This window comes from Phaeovulum molybdatiresistens (assembly GCF_023544865.1).
GTDB lineage: Bacteria > Pseudomonadota > Alphaproteobacteria > Rhodobacterales > Rhodobacteraceae > Pontitalea.
Map to the genome: position 1 here is coordinate 1 of NZ_JAMJFX010000017.1, position 20,113 is coordinate 20,113.

Annotated in this window: 20 protein-coding genes and 1 other annotated feature; of the genes, 7 read left to right on the top strand and 13 right to left on the bottom strand. The window is 66.9% G+C overall.

Annotated features, from left to right (window positions below):
• Positions 1–22: 22 nt before the first annotated feature.
• The 5 genes from MXB90_RS11995 to MXB90_RS12015 all read right to left on the bottom strand — a co-directional run bounded on the left by MXB90_RS11995 (position 23) and on the right by MXB90_RS12015 (position 4,567).
• On the bottom strand, positions 23–346 hold the full coding sequence (locus tag MXB90_RS11995; protein ID WP_250045118.1) for a flavin reductase: 324 nt from the start codon (positions 344–346) through the stop codon (positions 23–25).
• 117 nt (positions 347–463) lie between these two features.
• Positions 464–1,327 carry a universal stress protein gene (locus MXB90_RS12000; protein ID WP_250045126.1) on the bottom strand — a complete coding sequence of 288 codons (864 nt, stop codon included), beginning with the start codon at positions 1,325–1,327 and terminating at the stop codon, positions 464–466.
• Positions 1,328–1,340: 13 nt separating this feature from the next.
• Positions 1,341–2,831 carry a SulP family inorganic anion transporter gene (locus MXB90_RS12005; protein WP_250045128.1) on the bottom strand — a complete coding sequence of 497 codons (1,491 nt, stop codon included), beginning with the start codon at positions 2,829–2,831 and terminating at the stop codon, positions 1,341–1,343.
• Positions 2,832–2,898: 67 nt separating this feature from the next.
• Positions 2,899–2,956, bottom strand: a sequence feature (sul1 is cis-regulatory element that is thought to sense ions involved in sulfur or methionine metabolism; They are found in Alphaproteobacteria).
• A 112-nt stretch (positions 2,957–3,068) separates the two neighbouring features.
• Positions 3,069–3,512 carry a peptidoglycan-binding protein LysM gene (gene lysM / locus MXB90_RS12010; protein ID WP_250045130.1) on the bottom strand — a complete coding sequence of 148 codons (444 nt, stop codon included), beginning with the start codon at positions 3,510–3,512 and terminating at the stop codon, positions 3,069–3,071.
• Between the two features lie 146 nt (positions 3,513–3,658).
• Positions 3,659–4,567, bottom strand: coding sequence for a pirin family protein (locus MXB90_RS12015; protein ID WP_250045133.1), 909 nt, complete (start codon positions 4,565–4,567; stop codon positions 3,659–3,661).
• A gap of 240 nt (positions 4,568–4,807) precedes the next feature.
• Here MXB90_RS12015 and MXB90_RS12020 point away from each other — a divergent pair, with 240 nt between their 5' ends.
• Positions 4,808–5,782: a glutathione S-transferase family protein gene (locus MXB90_RS12020; protein WP_250045364.1), complete on the top strand. Its 975-nt coding sequence runs from the start codon at positions 4,808–4,810 to the stop codon at positions 5,780–5,782.
• 35 nt (positions 5,783–5,817) lie between these two features.
• Here MXB90_RS12020 and MXB90_RS12025 read toward each other — a convergent pair whose 3' ends face one another.
• Positions 5,818–6,297 carry a DUF411 domain-containing protein gene (locus MXB90_RS12025; RefSeq protein ID WP_250045135.1) on the bottom strand — a complete coding sequence of 160 codons (480 nt, stop codon included), beginning with the start codon at positions 6,295–6,297 and terminating at the stop codon, positions 5,818–5,820.
• 323 nt (positions 6,298–6,620) lie between these two features.
• Here MXB90_RS12025 and MXB90_RS12030 point away from each other — a divergent pair, with 323 nt between their 5' ends.
• The 3 genes from MXB90_RS12030 (at position 6,621) to MXB90_RS12040 (ending at position 9,740) form a co-directional block, all read left to right on the top strand.
• Positions 6,621–7,202: a DoxX family protein gene (locus MXB90_RS12030; protein ID WP_250045137.1), complete on the top strand. Its 582-nt coding sequence runs from the start codon at positions 6,621–6,623 to the stop codon at positions 7,200–7,202.
• A gap of 162 nt (positions 7,203–7,364) precedes the next feature.
• Positions 7,365–8,405, top strand: a complete 1,041-nt coding sequence (locus MXB90_RS12035) for an Ldh family oxidoreductase (protein WP_250045139.1) — start codon at positions 7,365–7,367, stop codon at positions 8,403–8,405.
• Positions 8,406–8,519: 114 nt separating this feature from the next.
• On the top strand, positions 8,520–9,740 hold the full coding sequence (locus MXB90_RS12040) for a LysR family transcriptional regulator (RefSeq protein WP_250045140.1): 1,221 nt from the start codon (positions 8,520–8,522) through the stop codon (positions 9,738–9,740).
• Here the strand turns inward: MXB90_RS12040 and MXB90_RS12045 are convergent.
• From MXB90_RS12045 to MXB90_RS12060, 4 genes are read right to left on the bottom strand one after another with little or no spacing between them, the layout of a single operon-like run.
• A complete protein-coding gene (locus MXB90_RS12045) occupies positions 9,737–10,564 on the bottom strand; it encodes a metal ABC transporter permease (RefSeq protein ID WP_250045142.1) in 828 nt (275 codons plus the stop codon). The two genes, MXB90_RS12040 and MXB90_RS12045, sit on opposite strands and share 4 nt — an antisense overlap.
• Entirely contained in the window at positions 10,561–11,424 is an 864-nt protein-coding gene (locus MXB90_RS12050) for a metal ABC transporter permease (protein ID WP_250045144.1), read from the bottom strand. Before MXB90_RS12050 ends, MXB90_RS12045 begins: the two co-directional genes overlap by 4 nt.
• Positions 11,421–12,305 carry a manganese/iron ABC transporter ATP-binding protein gene (locus MXB90_RS12055; RefSeq protein WP_250045146.1) on the bottom strand — a complete coding sequence of 295 codons (885 nt, stop codon included), beginning with the start codon at positions 12,303–12,305 and terminating at the stop codon, positions 11,421–11,423. The genes MXB90_RS12050 and MXB90_RS12055 overlap by 4 nt, the downstream gene beginning before the upstream one ends.
• Positions 12,302–13,198, bottom strand: a complete 897-nt coding sequence (locus MXB90_RS12060; RefSeq protein ID WP_250045148.1) for a metal ABC transporter substrate-binding protein — start codon at positions 13,196–13,198, stop codon at positions 12,302–12,304. Before MXB90_RS12060 ends, MXB90_RS12055 begins: the two co-directional genes overlap by 4 nt.
• A 127-nt stretch (positions 13,199–13,325) precedes the next feature.
• Here MXB90_RS12060 and MXB90_RS12065 point away from each other — a divergent pair, with 127 nt between their 5' ends.
• Positions 13,326–13,772, top strand: coding sequence for a Fur family transcriptional regulator (locus tag MXB90_RS12065; RefSeq protein WP_250045150.1), 447 nt, complete (start codon positions 13,326–13,328; stop codon positions 13,770–13,772).
• Positions 13,773–14,059: 287 nt separating this feature from the next.
• Here MXB90_RS12065 and MXB90_RS12070 read toward each other — a convergent pair whose 3' ends face one another.
• Genes MXB90_RS12070 through MXB90_RS12080 form a run of 3 tightly spaced genes read right to left on the bottom strand, consistent with a single transcriptional unit; the run spans position 14,060 to position 16,874 of the window.
• Complete coding sequence (locus tag MXB90_RS12070) at positions 14,060–15,073, bottom strand: response regulator (RefSeq protein ID WP_250045152.1); 1,014 nt, start codon at positions 15,071–15,073, stop codon at positions 14,060–14,062.
• Entirely contained in the window at positions 15,070–16,410 is a 1,341-nt protein-coding gene (locus tag MXB90_RS12075; protein ID WP_250045155.1) for a sensor histidine kinase, read from the bottom strand. Before MXB90_RS12075 ends, MXB90_RS12070 begins: the two co-directional genes overlap by 4 nt.
• A complete protein-coding gene (locus MXB90_RS12080) occupies positions 16,407–16,874 on the bottom strand; it encodes a putative pterin-binding protein (RefSeq protein ID WP_250045159.1) in 468 nt (155 codons plus the stop codon). Before MXB90_RS12080 ends, MXB90_RS12075 begins: the two co-directional genes overlap by 4 nt.
• 364 nt (positions 16,875–17,238) lie before the next feature.
• Between MXB90_RS12080 and MXB90_RS12085 the strand changes: the two genes are divergently transcribed.
• The gene (locus tag MXB90_RS12085; protein WP_250045162.1) at positions 17,239–19,500 is read left to right on the top strand and encodes a choice-of-anchor F family protein; all 2,262 of its coding nucleotides are present in this window, start codon (positions 17,239–17,241) and stop codon (positions 19,498–19,500) included.
• Between the two features lie 335 nt (positions 19,501–19,835).
• Positions 19,836–20,111, top strand: coding sequence for a hypothetical protein (locus tag MXB90_RS12090; protein WP_250045164.1), 276 nt, complete (start codon positions 19,836–19,838; stop codon positions 20,109–20,111).
• Positions 20,112–20,113 lie beyond the last annotated feature (2 nt).

Here is a 20,113-nt window from a genome sequence, read left to right on the forward strand (position 1 = left end):
TGGGTCTGCTCATGCCCTCCAGCTACCACACTGGATTCACGAGATGAATCCCCCACGGGTTTTGTGCAACAGAGCCGGTATCGGCGCCCGAGCAGGTCCCGATGCCCACGACCGTGTCGATCATCTCGGCAGTCGGGATCGCCAGCACGCAATCGCGCCGGTCGCATAGCGCGGCCCAGGAATGGTTCCATGGCCCCGTGGTCAGCGCAAATTCGGCGTCAAAGCCGCGCGCCATGGTCCAGGTGATCGTCATGATGTTGGGCTTTGTCCCGTCATGCGTTGTCACCAGAACCACCGGGCCGGGTTCGATCAGGGTAAAGGCGCGGGAAAGGGGCAGGGGGTCCATCGGCATCCTCCGGCGATCAGGGGCGGGCATTAATCACCATGTTAGCACAAAGGCCCCCAACATGCATGCAGGCCCCCCGGCCCGCAGGCCGAAGGGCGCGGGCCGGGCCCCGATCGCCTAGCGGATCAGAGCGACCGGCACCTTGCAGGACCGGATCATTTCCGTCGTCGTCGATCCGATGATCAGGCTGCGGATGCGGCTGTGCCCATAGGCTCCCATCACCAGCATGTCGAAGGGCGCGTCCTCGACCAGGCGCGCAAGGGCGGTTTCCGGCTGGCCCGGCAGGACCGCGGTTTCCGCCGCGATCCCCGCCGCGTTCAGCAGCGCCCGGGCCTCGGCCAGCCCCTGCGTGACCTCGGCCGTTTCCTGGCCCACGGTGACGACCTGCACGAAAAGCCCCTGAAACAGCGCGCTCTGCGCGATGTGATCGACCGCCTTGCGCGCCGAGGCGCCGCCGTCAAAGGCGACCAGCACCCTGGAAACGGGGCGGAAGGCGCGCGCGGCAACGACCACGGGCTTGTGGCTGGCGCGCACCAGCCGTTCAAGGTTCGATCCCAGATGGCCGCGCGCGAAATCCGCCGCCTCGCCGCGCTTGCCGATCACGATGACGCGGGCATCACGCTCTACCTCGGCCACGGTCTCGACGATGTCGCCGTGGCGCAGGCGGGTGGTGACCTCGGCCACGCCGGCCTGTTCGACAAGGGCGCGGGCATCGTCCAGAATGGCCCGGCCCCGCTGGCTGATCAGCTTGGCGCGCTGGGCGTCCAGTTCGGCCAGTTCCTGCAGCAGCGCCGTGCGCGCGCCCAGGGCAATGGCGCCGGACCGATCCTGGGTTTCGGCCCGCTCGCTGCGGCCAAGGACGTGGATCAGTTCCACCGGCGCCCCGGTGCGGCCCGCGATCCAGGCCGCGTGTTCGCAGACCGAGGCGGAATAGATCGACCCGTCGACCAGCGCGACGATCTTTTGCGGTTGGTTGGTCATGGTCCTGTCCCCCTTAATGCGCCATCAGCTTGTCGAGCGCGCCGGGCTTGTCATGCACGGCCAGCTTGTCGACGATGGTTTCGGATGCGGCATTCATGCCGACGATCTCGACTTCGGCCCCGTCCCGGCGGAATTTCAGCACCGCCATGTCCAGCGCCTGCACGCTGGAAATATCCCAGATATGCGCGCGGCTGACGTCGATCACCACGCGGTCCAGCGCCTCGCGGAAATCGAAGGCGGCCATGAAATCCTCGACCGAGCCATAGAACAGCTGGCCCTCGACGACATAGGTCCGTTCGCGCCCGTCGGCCGAGGCGGTCGAGGTCACCTTGAACAGCTGCGCGATCTTGGCGGCAAAGAAGATGCCCGACAGCAGCACCCCCACCAGCACGCCGATCGCCAGGTTGTGGGTCCAGACCACGGTCACCACGGTCGCCAGCATCACGACCGACGACGATCGCGGATGCGTCGTCAGGTTGCGGATCGAGGACCAGGAAAAGGTGCCGATGCTGACCATGATCATGATCGCCACCAGCGCGGGCATCGGGATGTGCGCGACCCAGTCGCCCAGAAACACGACCAGGATCAGCAGCACCGTCCCTGCGGTAAAGGCAGACAGCCGCCCCCGCCCGCCGGATTTCACGTTGATCATCGACTGCCCGATCATTGCACAGCCCGCCATGCCGCCAATGAAGCCCGTCGCGGTATTGGCGATGCCCTGGCCGATGCATTCCTGGTTGCGGTCGGTTTTCGTGTCGGTCAGCTCATCCACCAATTGCTGCGTCATCAGGCTTTCCAGCAGGCCCACCACCGCCACCGCCACCGAATAGGGCAGGATGATCGCCAGCGTTTCCAGCGTCAGCGGGATGTCGGGGATCAGGAACACCGGCAGCGTGTCGGGCAGCGCGCCCATATCGCCCACGGTGCGCACATCCCAGCCAAAGGCCAGGCTTAGCGCGGTCAGCACAAGGATCGTGACCAGCGGTGACGGGATCGCCTTGGTGATGCGCGGGAACAGGTAGATGATCGCCAGCCCCGCCGCGACCAGCGCATAGGTCAGCCAGGTGACCTTGCGCGGGTCCAGTTCCGGCAGCTGCGCCATGAAGATCAGGATGGCCAGCGCGTTGACGAACCCCGTCATCACCGATTTCGAGACATAGCGCATCACAAAGCCCAGCCGGAAAAGCCCCGCGCCGATCTGGATCAGCCCGGCCAGCACGGTGGCCGCCAGCAGGTATTGCAGCCCGTGGTCGCGCACCAGCGTCACCATCAGCACCGCCGTCGCGGCAGTCGCGGCCGAAATCATCCCGGGCCGCCCGCCGGCAAGGGCGGTCAGCACGGCGATGGAAAAGCTGGCGTAAAGTCCCACCTTCGGGTCCACGCCCGCGATGATGGAAAAGGCAATCGCCTCGGGGATCAGGGCAAGGGCCACGACAAGGCCCGACAGCAGATCGGCGCGGATATTGCCGAACCACTGGGTGCGATAGGCATCGATTGAAAACATGCAATTCTTCCCGAACGGCCCCGACGAAAATCCTTGGCGGGGCCGTCATCCAAACAGGGTTTGGTCTGGTTGTCCGGCGGATCGGCGGCCGGAAGAGCCAGCCGGGGATCGCACCCGGCTCCGGTTCGTTGCGGCCGCAATAGGGCCATCAGCGCCGGATGCCAAGCCCTTTGGGCCTGTCCGGTGTCGATGCGGCCCCCGGACAGGCCCCCCGGGGCGCGTCGGTTTGGTGGGCGTTCAGGCCTTGCCGCCGGGGATGCGCAGCACCTGACCGGGGTAGATCTTGTCGGGATGGGTCAGCATCGGACGGTTCGCCTCAAAAATCTCATTGTAGCGGTTGGCATTGCCCAGCGTCTTCTTGGCGATGGCCGACAGGGTGTCGCCCTTTTGCACGGTGTGGAACACCGCATCGCCCAGGTCGTCATCGGTGTCGGTTTCCACGGCGGCGACCCCGCCCACATTGCCGACGGCCAGGACGATCTTTTCCTTGGTCGCGGCATCCACCGCCTTGCCCGAGACCACGACCTTGTCGCCCTCGACCTTCAGATCGACGCCGCTGGCGTCAAGCCCAAGCTCTTTCAGTTCGTGGCGCAACACCTCTTCCTTCGGGGCCTCGGCGGCCTCGGCTTCCTTGCCGAACAGCGATTTCCCGGCGTCCTTGACGAAATTCCACAGTCCCATGTCTTTCTCCTTGGTAAATTGTTTTGGCCGATCGGGCCCGACGCGCATCAGCGTGGCCCAATCCACCATGGAAGCAAACGCAAAACGCCCCGGATCGGTTCCGGGGCGTCGTGGGGATACTGTCGTGACCGGGCGGGGCGGCCCGCTTAGCCGTGCTTGATGAAGGTTCCGTTCTGCAGCTCTCGCATGGCCTGGCGCAGTTCGTCCTGGGTGTTCATCACGATCGGGCCGTGCCAAGCCACGGGTTCCTGGATCGGGCGGCCCGTCATCAGCAGGAAGCGCAGCCCCTCATCCCCGGCATGAACGGTGATTTCATCGCCCGCGCCGAACCGGATCAGCGTGCGGTTGCCGGTCATGTCGCGGATGTTCAGCTCTTGCCCGCGGAATTCCTTTTCCACCTTGATCCCGACCGGTGTGCTGGCGTCGCGGAACGTGCCCGATCCGGCAAAGACATAGGCCAGCGCATTGGCGCGGGTGTCCACCGGCAACACCTTGCGCCGCCCCGCGGGCACCGAGACATCCAGCAGCATCGGATTGGCCGCGATCCCGTCCACCGGGCCGGTCTTGCCCCAGAAGGAACCGATGATGACCTTGACCACGGTGCCGTCATCATCGACCTCAACAGGGATGTCGCTGGATGAGACGTCCTGATAGCGCGGGTTGGTCATCTTCAGAGCGCCGGGCAGGTTGGCCCACAGCTGAAAGCCATGCATCCGGCCCTGGCGGTCGCCCGAGGGCATTTCCTGATGCACGATGCCGGACCCGGCGGTCATCCATTGCACGCTGCCCGGGCCCAGCAGGCCGCGGTTGCCCAGCGAATCCGCATGTTCCACCTGACCTTCCAGCACATAGGTGATGGTTTCGATCCCGCGATGGGGATGCCAGGGAAAGCCCCGCGAATACAGTCGCGGATCGTCGTTGCGGAAATCGTCCATCATCAGGAACGGATCGGTCAGCGACGGATCGCCAAATCCAAAGACCCGGTGAAGGTGAACGCCCGCCCCCTCGATTGCGGGTTGGGCGCGGCTGGTGGCGGCGACAGGTCTGAAGGTCATGTGATGCTCCATGCGTCTTTACGATGAATGTGGGGCATCCGGGGCGATAATCAAAGCCATGCGTTTTCGGCAATATATGTGCACCTGTGCACAGCGCGAGACGGGCATGACACAGCGATTTGGACCATTGCGGCAAAGCCCCCCGCTTGCGGCCTGATGCACGGGACCTGTGCGCTGATCCGCGTTGCCAGGGGGGGACAAGCCCTTATGCTTGCACGGGGCCATGAAAAGGATGAGGTGATGGGCAAGCTGGTGAACGGCACATGGGACAGCGCCTGGTATGATACCGGCGCGACCAAGGGCAGGTTTGAACGCGATACCGCGCGCTTTCGCAACTGGATTACCGCCGACGGCAGCGCCGGGCCTTCGGGCGCGGGCGGCTTTGCGGCGGAAAGTGGGCGCTATCACCTGTATGTGTCCTACGCCTGCCCCTGGGCGCATCGCACGCTGATCTTTCGCGCGCTGAAGGGGCTTGCGCCGCATATCGGCGTGTCGGTCGTGCATCCCGACATGCTGTCCGACGGCTGGACCTTTGCCACCGACTTTCCCGCCACGACCGGGGACCGGCTGCACGGGTTGCCATTTCTGCGCGACCTTTACACCCGCGCGCAGCCCGATGCGACCGGCCGGGTCACGGTTCCGGTCCTGTGGGACCGCCAGCGCGACACGATCGTCAGCAACGAATCCTCGGAAATCATCCGCATGTTCAATTCGGCCTTCGACGGGCTGACAGGCAACCGCGCCGATTACTGGCCCGAAGATCTGCGCGATGGCATCGAGGCGATGAACGCCCGCATCTATCCGGCGATCAACAATGGCGTCTATCGCGCAGGTTTCGCCACCACCCAGGCCGCCTATGATGAGGCCGTGCAAGAGGTGTTCGCCGGGCTCGACTGGCTGGAAGGGCATCTGGCCGCCAACCGCTATCTGATGGGCGCGCGCCTGACCGAGGCGGACTGGCGGTTGTTCACCACCCTGATCCGGTTCGATCCGGTCTATCACCTGCATTTCAAATGCAACCGCAAGCGGCTGATCGATTATCCGAACCTTTGGGCCTATACGCGCGAATTGTATCAGATCCCCGGTGTGGCCGAGACGGTCAACCTGGACCATATCGTGCGCCACTATCACTATAGCCACGATACGATAAATCCGAACCGCATCATCCCGATCAACCCGGTGCTGGACTATATGCAGCCGCACGGGCGGGGCTGATCGCCCCCCCCCCCCCCCGATGTCAGGCGGCGCGATCAGGCGGCATCGTAGCGGGTGAACACCTCGGTTGTGCCATCGGCGCGGATCAGGTGCACGTCATAGGCCTCGCGCGCATCTTCCGGGCCCATGCCGGGCGACCCATAGGGCATGCCGGGCACGGCAAGCCCAACCGCGTCGGGGCGTTCGGCCAGCAGGCGGCGGATGTCGGCGGGGGGCACGTGGCCTTCGATCACATAGCCTTCGATATGCGCGGTGTGACATGAGGTCATGGCAGCAGGGATGCCGCTGGCCGCCTTGTGCGCCTGAAGGGCGTCGTAGTCGTGCAGCTCGACCGTGGCGGCAAAGCCATCGGCCTCAAGGATCTCGATCCAGGCATCGCAACAGCCGCAGTTGGGGTCCTTGACCACGCGGAGTCCGGTGGGGGCAGCCCGGACCATGGCGGGGGCCAGCCCCGCGCCGACGGTTGCCGCCAGCGCAAGCAGGGCCATGCGACGGTTCAGGACAAGCGTGGTCATGGGTCGATGTCTCCTTTATGGTTCGTGGGTTATCCTTGCGCCCTGCCGGCGCGGATGCAACGCGCGATGCCTGGGCACACGCAGATGTGTCGGCATCGCGGCGGTTGATCCGGGCCGGCAGCCCCGGCGCTTGCTTTTCGCCGCCGCCGGGCGCAGACTTTGACCACCTAAGATCCTTCCGTGGCCCGTATCCGTATCTGCCTGGTTGCCTGATGGCGTTGCCAAGGGATTTCGGGGCTTGGGAATGTGCGATTGGCCCGAAGCCGGGCACCAGCGTTCCAGAATGCTTCCGCAAGGCCCATGGACAGGGAGGGTTCCGCATCATGGCACAGGATTTCAGCACCCCGCGGGAACGGATGTATCTGCCGGCCCTTGGCGGGTTCTATTCGGAATTTGCCCAGCCCTTCGGCTGGCTTGCCTTCCGCATCGTGATCGGCGGCTGGCTGGCGGTCGAGGGCTGGCACAAGATCCAGCACCCGATGGCGATGGCGGGCTTTGTCGAAAGCATCGGCTTCTGGCCGGGCTGGTTTTTCTCGCCGCTGCTGGCGGTGACGAATTTCCTGGGCGGTCTGTTGATCGTGGCAGGCTTTCTGACGCGGCCCGCGGCCCTGGCCAATGCGGTGATGTTGCTGGTGACCTACTGGTTTCACGTCACCCATCCCTATGGCGATGCGTTCCTGACCCCGGCGGGGATGGCCTATCTTGCGGCGAACCCGGATCTGCTGACCCCGGCCGGTCAGATGCGGCTGTTGTCCGATGGCGGCGCGGGCTTTCTGGCGGGCCCGACCGGGGTGCAGCTGAAGGCGGAATTCGCCTCGTTGTTCGCCACGGCAGCGGCCGCGCTGATCGCGGCGCTGGGGGGCGGGCGGATCTCGGTCGATCGGATGAGGCGCAAGGAATTCTGATCGCGTCCGACCCGGCGGCACCCCCCCGATTGACGCGGCCCGGCCTTGCGGACAAGCTGACGGCAAATGACCGACATGGGGGGTGCAAGTGTCGAACGCCGTTGAACCGCAAGGGGCCGCCCGGCCGCGCTGTGGGGATGTCACACGGATCGGGGCCGCGCCATGACCCGCGTTGCACCCGACGCCTTGCGCGATTTCGCGACCCGCTGCTATGCGCAGCTTGGCCTGCCGCAGGCTTCGGCGGAACTGCTGGCCGATACGTTGGTTCAGGCCGATCTGTGGGGGCATCCGTCGCATGGCATCATGCGGTTGTTCTGGTATGCCAAGCGGCTGGAAAGCGGCGCGATCCGGGCCGATGCGCTGCCCCCGACCGAGGATAGCCCCGGCGCGCTGGGCGTGATCGACGGCGGCGATGGGGTGGGTCAGGTCGTGGCGCAGGCGGCGATGGCGCAGGCGATCCGCGCGGCCAAGGCGCATGGCATCGGCGCGGTGGCGGTGCGCAATTCGGGCCATTTCGGCACGGCGATGTATTTCACGCGCATGGCGGCGCAGGCGGGGTGCATCGGCTTCATCTCGACCAATGCCAGCCCCGCGATGGCGCCCTGGGGCGGGCGGGAAAAGCGCATCGGCAACAACCCCTTTTCCTGGGCGGCACCGGCGGGCCGGCATCCGCCGATGATGGTGGACATGGCCAATACCGCCGTCGCGCGGGGCAAGCTTTACGTCGCGCGGGCGCGGGGGCAGGCCATTCCCGAAGGCTGGGCCATGGATGCGACCGGGCAGATGACCACCGATCCCGCCGCCGGTATCGCGGGCACGATCCTGCCGATGGCGGGGCACAAGGGCTATGCGATCACCTTCGCGATGGATGTGCTGTCGGGCGTCCTGTCGGGCAGCAGCTTCGCGCCCGCTGTCGTGGGCCCCTACGTCCCCGAGGGGCGCAGCGGGGTAGGGCATTTTGTGATGGCGGTCGATATCGCCCACTGCCGCCCGCTGGCCGAATTCGAGGCGGATATGGAACGCCTGATCGCCAGCATGAAGGACACGCCCCGCGCGCCCGGCATCGACGAGATCTTTTATCCCGGCGAGATCGAGGCCCGCCACGATCTGCGCGCCCGGCACGAGGGCCTGGACCTGCCCGCCGATGTGCTGCGCGACCTGTCCGAAGGTGCCGCGCGTCTGGGCATCACCCCGCCGTTCTAGGCAGGCTGCGGGCGGGAAGGCGGTTCCCAGGGATAAGAAATCGCTATAGAAGGCGTCAGGGGTCGTGCGGGGCGGGCCTTGGCGCGGCCCCGTCTGGCGGGGTGGGGTGATGTCGTGATCTCCAGAAATCTCAGGCACTTCCGGGTCTTTCTTGCGGTGGTGGATCTGGGCTCGCCGACGCTTGCGGCTAGCCGCTGCCTGATCTCGCAACCGGCGGTAACGCAGGCGCTGGGCAAGCTGGAACAGGAAACGGGCGGCGCGCTGTTCGACCGCAGCCGGCAGGGTTTTTTTCTGACCGAACGCGGCCAGCGCCTGGACCGGCGCCTCCGGCGCGCGATGGGCCGGCTGGATGGCGCGCTGGCGGAAATCGCGCCGCGCCTGAAGGTGACCGCGACCGCCGCCCAGCTGCAGGCGCTGATCGCCATGAGCGAGGCACAGAATTTCACCCTGGCCGCGCGGATGCTGGGCCTGGCCCAGCCGACCGTGCACCGGGCCATCACCCGGATCGAGCGTGAGGCCGCCCGCGCGTTGTTCGAACGCACCTCATTCGGGATGGTGGCCACGCCGGCCTGCCGCCGGCTGGCGCAGGCCGCGCGGCTGGCGTTCTCGGAAATCGAACAGGCCGAGGCCGACCTGGCCGATTTCGACGGGCGCGCGGGCGGGCGGATCGTCATCGGCGCGCTGCCGCTGTCGCGGTCTGTGGTGCTGCCCGAGGCGCTGGTGCGGTTCCGCGCGGCCTTTCCGACGCATCGGGTCAGCGTTCTGGACGGGACCTATGATGACATGCTGGGCGGGCTGCGGCGGGGGGATATCGATCTGATGATCGGTGCGCTGCGCGACCCGCTGCCGATCGGCGATGTGACGCAGGAGACGCTGTTTCACGACCGGCTGGCGATCCTGGCCCGGCCCGGCCATCCGCTGGCGGGGGAGGGCCGGATCCCGCTGGCGGTGCTGGCGGCGCAGCAATGGGTGGTGCCGCGCCAGGGCACACCGTCGCGCGCGCGCTTTGATGCGCTGTTTGCGGGGCGGGACTGCGGGCCACCCGACAGCATTCTGGACTGCGGCTCGATCCTGCTGATGCGCGAGGTGCTGAGCCGCAGCGATATGGTTGGCTGCATCTCGGCCCAGCAGGCCAAGGCGGAAATCGCGCGCGGGCTTCTGGTGCGGCTGGATGCGGCGATGGATGTGCCGGTGGATGTGGGGCTGGATGCGGGGTTGGACGGGGCCGGGCGCCGCATCGGGCTGACCTATCGGGCGGACTGGATCCCGACCAAGGCGCAGGGCGCGCTGCTGGATCTGATCCGCGACGCCGCGCGCGGCATTGACGCGCGCTAGCGGGCGGCGCGGCGTTCGCGCCGGTTGCGCGCGGCCAGCGCGGCCAGGAACATCGCCGTCAGGATCATGACGATGGTGGGCGCGGGGGCGCTGTCCAGCCAGAAGGCGGCATAGGTGCCGCTGAGCCCGGCCAGCACCGCCGCCCCGATCGCCACCCCGATCATCGTCGAAAACCGCCGCGTCAGCAGAAAGCCGATGGCGCCCGGCGCGATCAGATAGGCGATCGACAGAATGATGCCCACCGCCGACAGCATCGCCACGATGGTGGCCGACAGGATCGCCAGCATCCCGTAATGCAGCCAGTTCACCCGCAGGCCGATCATCCGGGCATGCACCGGATCAAGGCTTTGCGCCAGAAAGTCGCGCCACTTCGCGGCCAGGATCAGCGTCACCGCCCCCGAGATCAGCCCCGCGGTCCACAGCGCCCCGGGGGTCAGGCCCAGCATGTTGCCAAACAGGATATGGTCCAGGTGCAGCCCGGTGCTGACCTGGGTGTGAAGCACGATGCCCAGGCCGAACATTCCCGAAAAGACCACGCCCATCACGGTGTCCTGCTTGATGCGCGAATGGTCCTTGATCAGGCCGGTGCCAAGCGCGCAGATCAGCCCGGCCAGAAACGCCCCGATGATCAGCGGTATTCCGGCCAGATGGGCCAGCACCACCCCGGGCAGCACCGCATGGCTTGTGGCATCGCCGATCAGCGACCAGCCCTTCAGCACGACGAACGCGCTTAAGATCGCGGCGGCGGGGGCGATCAGCACCACGATCAGCAGCGCATTTCGCATGAAGGGAAAGTGCAGCGGCAGCAGAAGCTCGGCGATCATGCGCGCGCCTTTCGGGTTGCGCCGCTGCGGGCACGCCTGCGCGCCGCCAGCACCCCGTGGCGGGGCGCCAGGATCAGCGCCGCCAGAAACAGCGCCGTCTGCAGGCAGACGATGATCCCGCCGGTCGCGCCGTCCAGAAAATAGCTGGCATAGGCCCCCAGCGCCGCAGTGCCGGCCCCGATCCCGACCGACAGCAGCAAAAGCCGCGCGAACCGGTCGGTCAGCAGATAGGCCGTGGCGCCGGGCGTGACCACCAGCGCGATCACCAGAAAGGCGCCCACGGTCTGCATCGCCGCCACCGTGCAGGCCGACAGCAGCGTGAAGAACACCAGCCGCAGCGCGGTGACGTTCAACCCGATCGAACGGGCGTGGCCTTCGTCAAAGAACACCGCCAGCAGGTCGCGCCACTTCGCTACCAGCACCGCCAGCGACACCCCCGCGATCAGCACCAGCTGCATCGTGTCGCCCGGCGTGATCGCCAGGATGTTGCCCATCGTAATCGTCTGGATCGACACCGCCATCGGGTTGAGTGAGACCATGAACAGCCCCAGCCCGAAGAAGGCGGTGAAGATCAGCCCGATCACCACATCCTCCTTCAGCCCCGATCGCTGGCGCAGGACCACCATCGCCACCGCCGCCAGCCCGCCCGACAGAAAGGCCCCCAGCGCGAAGGGCAGGCCCAGCAGGTAGGCGCCCGCGACCCCCGGCACCACCGAATGCGCCAGCGCATCCCCGATCAGCGAGCAGCCTTTCAGCATCAGATAGGCCGACAGAAAGGCGCAGACCCCGCCCACCAGCGCCGAGACCCAGATCGCATTGGTCATGTAGCCGTATCCAAAGGGTTCCAGCAGGATCATCATGGCCCCTTCACCGTATGGGCGCGGTCATCATAGATCACCAGCGGGCGTTCATCGTCGCTGAAGATGTCCAGCTTGCGCCGGTCGCCGTCGTCATGCAGGCGCGGCCCTTCCAGCAGGAAATGCCGCAGCACGCCGCCAAAGGCCGCGCGCAGGTTGTCCGGGGTAAAGACCTGTTCGGTCGGGCCATGCGCGATCACCGTGCCCTTGACCAGCACCACCCGGTCGCAGAATTCCGGCACCGAGCCAAGGTTGTGCGTGGCCACCAGCATCACCCGCCCCTCGGTGCGCAGGGCGCGCAGCAGGGCGATGATCTGATCCTCGGTCTTGACGTCGACGCCGGTGAAGGGTTCGTCCAGCAAGATCACCTGCGCATCCTGCGCCAGCGCGCGCGCCAGGAACACGCGCTTCTTCTGCCCGCCCGACAGTTCACCGATCTGGCGGTGGCGAAACGGCGCCATGTCGACGCGGTCCAGCGCCGCGGTGACGGCGGTATGGTCGGCCGCGCGCGGGCGGCGCAGGAACCCCATGTGGCCATAGCGCCCCATCATCACCACATCCTCGACCAGCACAGGAAAGGTCCAGTCGACCTCTTCGGACTGGGGCACATAGGCCACGGCCTGTTGCCGGATCATCCGGGCGACGGGCTGGCCCAGGATCTCGATCCGGCCCTGCGCCACGGGCACAAAGCCCATCAGCGCCTTGAACAGCGTCGATTTACCCGCGCCATTCACCCCCACCAGCGCGGTGATCGTGCCGCGCGGGATGGCAAAGCTGGCGTCGCGCAGCGCGGTATGGCCGTTGCGATAGGTGACGCACAGCCCCTCGGCGCGGATGCCATCAGTGTGAATACCATCAGCGCGGCTGCCGGAGTCATCGGTCATGGCTGCAACCCGGTCACGATGGTCTGTGCGGTCACGCGCAGCAGGTCCAGATAGCTGGGCACCGGCCCGTCCGGCGCGCTCAGGCTGTCGACATACAGAACCCCGCCATAGGCCGCGCCGGTTTCGCGCGCCACCTGACGGGCGGGCTTGTCCGAAACGGTGCTTTCGGAAAACACCGCCGGGATGGCATGGGCGCGCACCGTGTCGATCACCGCGCGCACCTGTTGCGGGGTGCCCTGCGCATCGGCGTTGATCGGCCAAAGAAACACCTCACGCAGGCCGAAATCGCGGGCCAGATAGGAAAACGCCCCTTCCGAGGTCACCAGCCAGCGGCGGTCTTCGGGTAGCGCGCGGGCGGCGTCGCGCAGGGGGCCGATCACCTCGGTGATCCGCGCCTTGTAGGCCGTGGCATTGGCGGCATAGGTGGCGGCATTGTCCGGATCGGCGCGCGTCAGCGCATCGCGGATATTGTCGACATAGATCAGGGCGGAACCCAGCGCCATCCAGCCATGCGGGTTGGGATTGCCGTCATAATCGCCGCCCGAAATCGCGATCGGCACCACGCCTTGCGACACGACCGCGGCGGGAACATCGCTCAGGTTGGCAAGGAATGGCTCGAACCAGCGTTCCAGGCCCAGCCCGTTCCACAGGATCAGATCGGCATCCTGCGCCCGGACCAGATCGCGCGGCGTCGGCGCATAGCCATGCACCTCGGCGCCCGGGCGGGTGATCGAGACGACCTCGGCGGCATCGCCCGCCACGTTCTTCGCCATATCCGCGATCACGGTGAAGGTGGTGACCACCTTCAGCCGGTCCTGCGCCGCCCCGGGCCCGGCGATCACGCTTAGCCCCAGGCCCAGGATCAGGGCGAAAAGCGGTCTTCGGCGGGGCATTGCGGGCTCCTTCATGGCGGTGGGTGTCTTTCATGCATTTAGGACTGGTTTGCATCTGTCAAGGCAAATGCAAACGATTTGCAACTGGATCTTGCCTGCCGCACCGCTTTCGCGCAAAAGTGACCCCATGACGAAGATTGACCGCAGAACCGAACGGCTGACCGATGCGCTGCGCCGGGCGGGGGTGCGCATCACGCGTCAACGCGCGGCGCTTCTGGCGGTGCTGGCGCGCGCCGAGGATCATCCCGAAGCGGTCGAACTGCACCGCCGCGCCGAGGCGCAGGTGCCGGGGATTTCGCTGTCCACCGTCTATCGCACCCTGACCGCGCTGGAGGCGCAGGGCGTGATCCAGCGCCATCAGTTCGCGGGCACCCCGGCGCGGTTCGAACATACCGAAACCGCCCATCACGACCACATGATCGACGTGGATACCGGTGAGGTGGTGGAATTCGCCAATGACCGGATCGAACGCCTGCAGGCCGAGATTGCGGCGGCGCTGGGCTATGACATCGTCCATCACCGGCTGGAACTTTATGTGCGCAAAAAGGCCCGCCCGGGGACCGATCAGGGCTGATCGGGGCGTTGCGCGGCGCGCCGACAAGGCGCGTGGGCCCTGCCAGCGCGGGAACCGGCACTCACAAAAAAACCATTACTTTCGCCGATTCCCGCACCCGTGCCGGTAAATGGCACGCAGCCAGGCACCACCCCCAGGCAGATACCCGACCGGATCACTATGAGCGGGACACTCCGCGACATCAGCCAATGGCTGTGCAGGGCAAATAGCCCCTGTGCGGACCCGCCTGAAATGCGCCGATCTGTCCAATCAACTTGACACATTCGCGCGCGCCGCGCCCCCTGCGTTCAGAGGGGGACCAGCGCCGGAAACGACAAAATCAGCGCGACAAGATCGCTTTGGCGGTTCGTATCGGTCTTGGAGAACAGGTTTTTCAGGTGGAAGGCCACGGTCGTGCCGGAAACGCCAAGGCTGCGGGAAATATCCTCGGGGCGCTGGCCCGTGGCCAGCAGATGGGCAATGCGCGCCTCGGTCGGGGTCAGGCCGAAGACCCGCGCCAGCAGCACCGGATCGGGCACATGGCGCCGGTCGGGGTCGACGATCACGACCAGGGCTGCCGCGCCCTGCGGGTTGCCGGGGGCCAGCGCGCCGATCAGAACGATCAGATCGCGGCCGCCATCCGCGCGCGGGATGCTGACCGGATCGGCCGCGTCTGCATGGCCCGAAATCACCTGCGCGATCGCCGTGCGCAGCGCAGCCGTGGGCCCGGGGGCGGTGCAGGCCAGCCGCTGTCCCAGCGCCAGCGGGCTGGCCGGACCGCAGAGCGCGCGCGCGGCGGCATTGGCCTGCACCACCTGACCCTGCGGGCCCAGCAGCACGATCGCAGGGGCCAGCCGGTCCAGCGCCGCGCCCTGATCATCCGCCGATGCCGCCAGCGCGGCGCGGGTTTGCGTCAGCCGCGCGCCAATCGCCGCACGCAGCCGCGCGACCTGGCGCAGATGGGCCGCCACCGTGGCCAGCATCAGATCGTAATCGATCGGCTTGACCAGATAGTCATCCGCCCCCGCCAGCTTGCCGGCGACCACGTCGGCCCGGTCGGCCAGCGCGGTCAGGAACAGGAAGGGCACATCGGCCAGATCGGGCCGCTCGGCACGCAGGTGCGCCAGCAGGCCGCGGCCATCCAGACGCGGCATGCAGATGTCGCACAGGATCAGATCGGGGCGGTCGGCCTCCAGCATCGCCAGCGCCGCCAGCCCGTCGGCCGCGGCCAGAACGCGGTATCCCGCCTCGGACAGTTCCGCAGCGATATCCTGCCGCAGCGCGGTTTCATCTTCGCAGATCAGGACGCAGGGCGGGGTCATGCGGCCACCTGCGCCGGGGCCATGGCCGCCAGCCACAGCGTAAAGACCGAGCCGCGCCCCGGCCAGCTTTCCACCTCGATCGCGCCGTCCTGCAATTCGGCCAGGCGCCGCGCGGTCCACAGGCCCAGCCCGCTGCCCTCGACCCCGCTGGCCGGGCCGCGGCGAAAGCGGTCGAAGATCCGCGCCAGATCGTCCGGCGCGATCCCGGGGCCGGTATCGACGATCGCGCAGGCGATCCGGTCATCGCGCTGAAACAGCCGCATCACGACCGGCCCGGTCGAATGGCGCAGGGCGTTTTCCAGCAGGTTCATCACCGCATGCTGCATCAGCGCCGGGTCGCACCAGGCCAGCATCGGTTCCGCCGCCGCTTCCAGCCGCAGGCTGCGGCCGGGGTGGCGCGCCTGCAGATCCGCGATCAGCGCGCGCAGCGGCGCCACGACGTCATGGCGCGCGCAGCGGGGCTGCTTCATGTCATTGTCGATCTGGCCTGCGATCAGCGCCGCCTCGACGAGCCGCGACAGATCGGCGACGGTCCGCCGGATCGTGTCCAGCCGCGTCCGGTGGCCCGGGTCATCGGGCGCGGGCTGGCCACGCAACATGCGCTGCGCGGCGCTGTCGATCACGGCCAGCGGCGTGCGGAACTGATGCGACACCACGGCGGCGAAATCGCGCCAATAGGCGGCCTGGGTGCGTTCCTGATCCAGATCGCGTTCCAGCCGGATCGCGCGCAGCCGCAGTTCCTCGGCGCGCAGAAGCGCGCGTTGATCGGCCACCAGCCGCCAGCCCAGATAGGCGGCAAAGCCGATCCCCAGCACCAGCGAGGCGATCACCTGTGCCACCGCCCCGCGATACAGCTCCAGCCGGTCGGACAGGTCTTCCCAGTCGGCGACCATGGTGCGGTTGCCCGCGCGGCGCAGCACCTGGCGCAACTGTTCCAGCGCGCCCGCAAGCTGCGCGGCGCGTTCGGGCGTCATGGGTGCTGCGCGCGGGTCCAGCGCCAGCACCTGCGCGCGCTGGTCCATCACCGGGCCGGACAGGCCGATGCGGTCCAGCGCGCGCAGCTGCGGCCCTTCGGCGATCAGGGTCAGGCGGCTGGCCAGCAGATCGAACCGCGTTGCGATCACGGGGTCATCCGCGGGGTTGCGCGCCAGCGCCGCATCCAGCCGCAGCGCCTCGGCCTCGGTCTGGCTGATCACCCACAACATGTTGGCCGATTGCTTGATGCGCATCGTCTGCTCGATCTCGGCCAGGCGCATCAGCCCGAAGGCCAGCGCGCCCAGACAGGCCGCCACGATGGCCACGGGCAGGCCGATCTGCCGCAGCCTGCGGGCGATCATTGCGCCTCAAGGCGGCGCAGCTGCCAGACCCAGCGGTGATCATACATGATGTCCTGCAATTCGGCGTGGTCATCGCGCGGATAGACGATCCAGATCGGCCCCTTGTCGCGCGGGGTCAGCGCCTGGTCGTTCATCGTCATCGCCGCGATCACGTCAAAGCGGGTGAAATCGGCGGTCGGAATCGCGATTTCATAGTCGTTCAGCGCGATGGCCAGCACGCTGTCGGCGCTGATCCCGGCATCGGCCAGCAGATCGCGCATCAGCGGCCCGGCAAAGCTCTGCGGCCCGTCGGTGACGCTGGTATGGGTGACGATGCGGTGCTGGGGCAGGGCGGCAAGCCGGTCGGCATCATAGGCCACGGCGCTACCGTCGGCGCCGACGATGTCAAGGATCGTCTGTCCCTTCGCCACGGGCGCGCCGCCCATCAGCGCCATCAGTGCCAGCACGCCTGCCCGAATCGTCATCGCGCCCCCCTTTGCCCGAAAGGACCCCGATCTTGACCCAAGGTCAGGCCGATCGACAAGGCGGGCAAGCAAAAACCGCGTCTGCCGCCCGCCGCGGCGGGCTTCCGGCGCAGGGCAGGGCCGTTCGCGGCGGGGGTTTGTTGTTTTCCGACCACAGGCGCAGCCTTTGCTTCCTTGGGTTAGGTGAGAGCTATACTTTTGCATTAGTTTTTCTCAAAATACAAATCAGCACATGCGAAAGGGGTGACGTGTCCATTGGACCCTTTGCCCGGCGGGTGCCCGGACCTTGGGGTCGGGGGCGCCCCTCGCAGGCTTGAGACGCAAAGGCCCGCTCCCCGGGCCGTAGCCAACTGGAGGAATTGTTTTGCGGAAAATCATTGCACGGAAACTTGGGACGGTCGCGCCCATTGCCCTGATCGCGGCGCTGGGCGCGCCGGCCTTTGCCGGGACGCTGGATGATGATGTGCTGATCGGCACGTCGGGTGGTGGCTATATCTTCGCCGACCCCGCGGAAGGCGTGTTGGAACCCGGCATTCGCGCCGTGACCTTCACCAAGACCCGGATCGGTGACGGCCAGACGGCCGAATATGTCGAACCGTTTGAAGCGATCGAGACCGATTTCGAAACGCTGGAGAAGCGCAGCGAAGTCACGAACTGCCTGATCGCCAACAACCCTGATGTATATTGCGATTCGGAACGCGGCACGGGCAAGCGGATCAAGACCCGCCTGACGGGCCCCGAGGCGCTGGACATCCGCATGCGCACCACGCCCAGCGACGAATATGCCCAGGTTGATTACTTCACCTTCGGCAAGACCTCGAACCTGACGGGCGCGCGCATCACCGATCTGTCGATCCAGTTGCTGGATGCCGATGGCAACCTGATGAACCCCGAAACCCCCGAAGCCGCGGTTCTGTTCAACCTTGCCGCGACCGCGATCGGCCTGGGCGCCAACCTGCCGGACGGTCTTTACGGTGATGGCGGCAATGAGGGCGAGATCGGGTTCTTCTCGCCTGACGCGGCGGAACTGGCCCTGACGGCATCGGCCAACACGCTGGATTTCGGCGCGCTGAGCAACGGCGATGGCCACTATGCGACCTATTTCGGCGATGCGCTGCTGGATGACAGCATGGTGCCGGACGGGTTGTTCTGGGATGACAATGACAATCCGGCCGATGAATCGGCGCTGATCGCCTGGAACAACATTTCCGGGGGCGGCTGGACCTATGGGATCATCGAACTGGGCGATGCCGCGATCGAAGCGCGCAAGATCGAACTGGCCGCGGCGCTGGGCGTCGAGGTGGACGCGCTGAATTACGTGCCCGGCGGTGCTGTGCCGCAAGAGATTGTCGATGCGGCCCAGGCGAACGGCCTGTTCAGCGTCGCCATCATCGAGGACCTGCGCAACGCGAACCTGAACTTCACCATCACGGTCGGCAATGTCGAGACGGGTGAATTCACGCTGCGCCTGGCCCCGGGCTTCGCCCCGATTGTTGAGGCTGCGACGACCGAATACCAGTTCCGCACCGCGGGCTATCTGGATGCAGCGGCAGAGGTCCCCTATTGGAACCTGGGCAATGCCGATGCTTATGCGGCGGAAATCACCCGCATCCTGGGTCTGGACCCGGCCGCGCAGGCCGATGCGCTGGAACAGACCGGCTTCAGCTTCCTGGGCGCCTTCTCGGGGCTGGGGATGAACCTGGGCCGCGATCAGGTCTTTGCGCTGGGCCGTCCGTCGGTGGAAATCGGCACCGATGGGGTGACGCTGTCCAGCAAGGGCGACGGCAGCTGGTCGATGGGCGATGACCTGCGCGGCTTTGCCTCGCTTCACGGCAGCTCGGGCAGCTATGAAACCACCGCCAACAGCATCGGTTACGATGTTGACACGCGCGGCTTCAGCGCCGGTGTGGAAACCGCGATCAGCCCGACGATGTCGGTGGGCGTGATGGTCGGCGGGCTTGACGGCACCGCCGAGGCCTTTGCCGGTCGCGGCGAAATCGACGCCTCGGGCTGGTCGGTGGCGGCCTATGGGCGCACCACCTTCGGTGTGGGCGGCAGCCTGCAGGCGGTCGTCGGCTATCAGGACCTGTCCTTCGACACGACCCGCAACGTGGCCGGCATGGTCGCCGAAGGCTCGACCGATGGGTCGCAGACCTTCATGGCGCTGCAGGCCGACTACATGTTCCGTCAGGGTGCGCTGACCTGGGGCCCGATGGCCTCGATCGAGCGCTATGACATCTCGGTCGACGGGTTCACCGAAACCGGCGCCGGCATCTGGAACCTGGCCGTGGGCGAACAGGATGGTGCGGTGACGCTGGTCAGCGCCGGTGTGCGCGGCGAATATGCGGTGGATGCCGCGGGCAACACGCGCGCCTATGGCAGCCTGGCGATGACCAAGGCCTCGGGCGATGATGCGATGATCGCTGCGGGCTTTGTCGGCCTGCCCTCGGGCAGCACGCCGGTGGATGGCATCGATCAGGACTGGGTCGATGTGAACCTGGGCATGACCACGACGATCCCGGGCTTTGGCGGCAAGGGTGCCGTGTTGGGCGGCGAATATCGCGGCTCGTTCGGCGATGACTATGAAAACCACGGTCTGGGCGTCTTTGTGAAGATGGCGTTCTGATCGCCGGGCCGGGGCACCCCGGCCCGAAACCTGCGCAAACGGGGCCGCATCGGTGCAGACCGGTGCGGCCCTTTGCGTTGCTGCGGGGCGCGGTGCGCGCGCAAGGGGTGCTGCGGCGCCAGGCCGCAGGGCGGTGCCCCATGGGTGCGATTTCGGCAGAATTCTGCGCGCCGCGCGCGATCCGTGGGCGGCGGCCCGCCGGATTGGCGGGCTGCGGCGGGGATGTGACCGCATGGTTCTGGCATGGGGCGGGGGAATGTCTAACTGATCGGCATGTCACCGGCATGGGGCACGGCGCCTTGCGGTGATGCGGATCAACAACCAAGGACGGACCCATGTCGAAACGCCTTATTCTTTCGGCTCTTTTCGTGATCGGCAGCGGTGCAGCCGCGCTTGCAGGCCATGCCAACCCCTGGACCGACGACACCTCGATCCTCGAGATGCAATATCACGATGAGAACCTTGCCCAAAGCGTCGATACCCCCGGCGAGGATGAGATGCTGGGTGAAATGGTGCAACAAGCGCGCGGCAAGCTGGAGGATATGGGCGGGGCCAGCACGGGCGGCGCCGATCTTGGGGGCAATGGCGCGGGCGGCAACCGCGCGAACTGACG

Coding starts and splice junctions, on each gene's coding strand:
- MXB90_RS11995 (WP_250045118.1), bottom strand. CDS start 346: ATGGACCCCCTGCCCCTTTCCCGCGCCTTTACCCTGATCGAACCCGGC.
- MXB90_RS12000 (WP_250045126.1), bottom strand. CDS start 1,327: ATGACCAACCAACCGCAAAAGATCGTCGCGCTGGTCGACGGGTCGATC.
- MXB90_RS12005 (WP_250045128.1), bottom strand. CDS start 2,831: ATGTTTTCAATCGATGCCTATCGCACCCAGTGGTTCGGCAATATCCGC.
- lysM (WP_250045130.1), bottom strand. CDS start 3,512: ATGGGACTGTGGAATTTCGTCAAGGACGCCGGGAAATCGCTGTTCGGC.
- MXB90_RS12015 (WP_250045133.1), bottom strand. CDS start 4,567: ATGACCTTCAGACCTGTCGCCGCCACCAGCCGCGCCCAACCCGCAATC.
- MXB90_RS12020 (WP_250045364.1), top strand. CDS start 4,808: ATGGGCAAGCTGGTGAACGGCACATGGGACAGCGCCTGGTATGATACC.
- MXB90_RS12025 (WP_250045135.1), bottom strand. CDS start 6,297: ATGACCACGCTTGTCCTGAACCGTCGCATGGCCCTGCTTGCGCTGGCG.
- MXB90_RS12030 (WP_250045137.1), top strand. CDS start 6,621: ATGGCACAGGATTTCAGCACCCCGCGGGAACGGATGTATCTGCCGGCC.
- MXB90_RS12035 (WP_250045139.1), top strand. CDS start 7,365: ATGACCCGCGTTGCACCCGACGCCTTGCGCGATTTCGCGACCCGCTGC.
- MXB90_RS12045 (WP_250045142.1), bottom strand. CDS start 10,564: ATGATCGCCGAGCTTCTGCTGCCGCTGCACTTTCCCTTCATGCGAAAT.
- MXB90_RS12050 (WP_250045144.1), bottom strand. CDS start 11,424: ATGATGATCCTGCTGGAACCCTTTGGATACGGCTACATGACCAATGCG.
- MXB90_RS12055 (WP_250045146.1), bottom strand. CDS start 12,305: ATGACCGATGACTCCGGCAGCCGCGCTGATGGTATTCACACTGATGGC.
- MXB90_RS12060 (WP_250045148.1), bottom strand. CDS start 13,198: ATGCCCCGCCGAAGACCGCTTTTCGCCCTGATCCTGGGCCTGGGGCTA.
- MXB90_RS12065 (WP_250045150.1), top strand. CDS start 13,326: ATGACGAAGATTGACCGCAGAACCGAACGGCTGACCGATGCGCTGCGC.
- MXB90_RS12070 (WP_250045152.1), bottom strand. CDS start 15,073: ATGACCCCGCCCTGCGTCCTGATCTGCGAAGATGAAACCGCGCTGCGG.
- MXB90_RS12075 (WP_250045155.1), bottom strand. CDS start 16,410: ATGATCGCCCGCAGGCTGCGGCAGATCGGCCTGCCCGTGGCCATCGTG.
- MXB90_RS12080 (WP_250045159.1), bottom strand. CDS start 16,874: ATGACGATTCGGGCAGGCGTGCTGGCACTGATGGCGCTGATGGGCGGC.
- MXB90_RS12090 (WP_250045164.1), top strand. CDS start 19,836: ATGTCGAAACGCCTTATTCTTTCGGCTCTTTTCGTGATCGGCAGCGGT.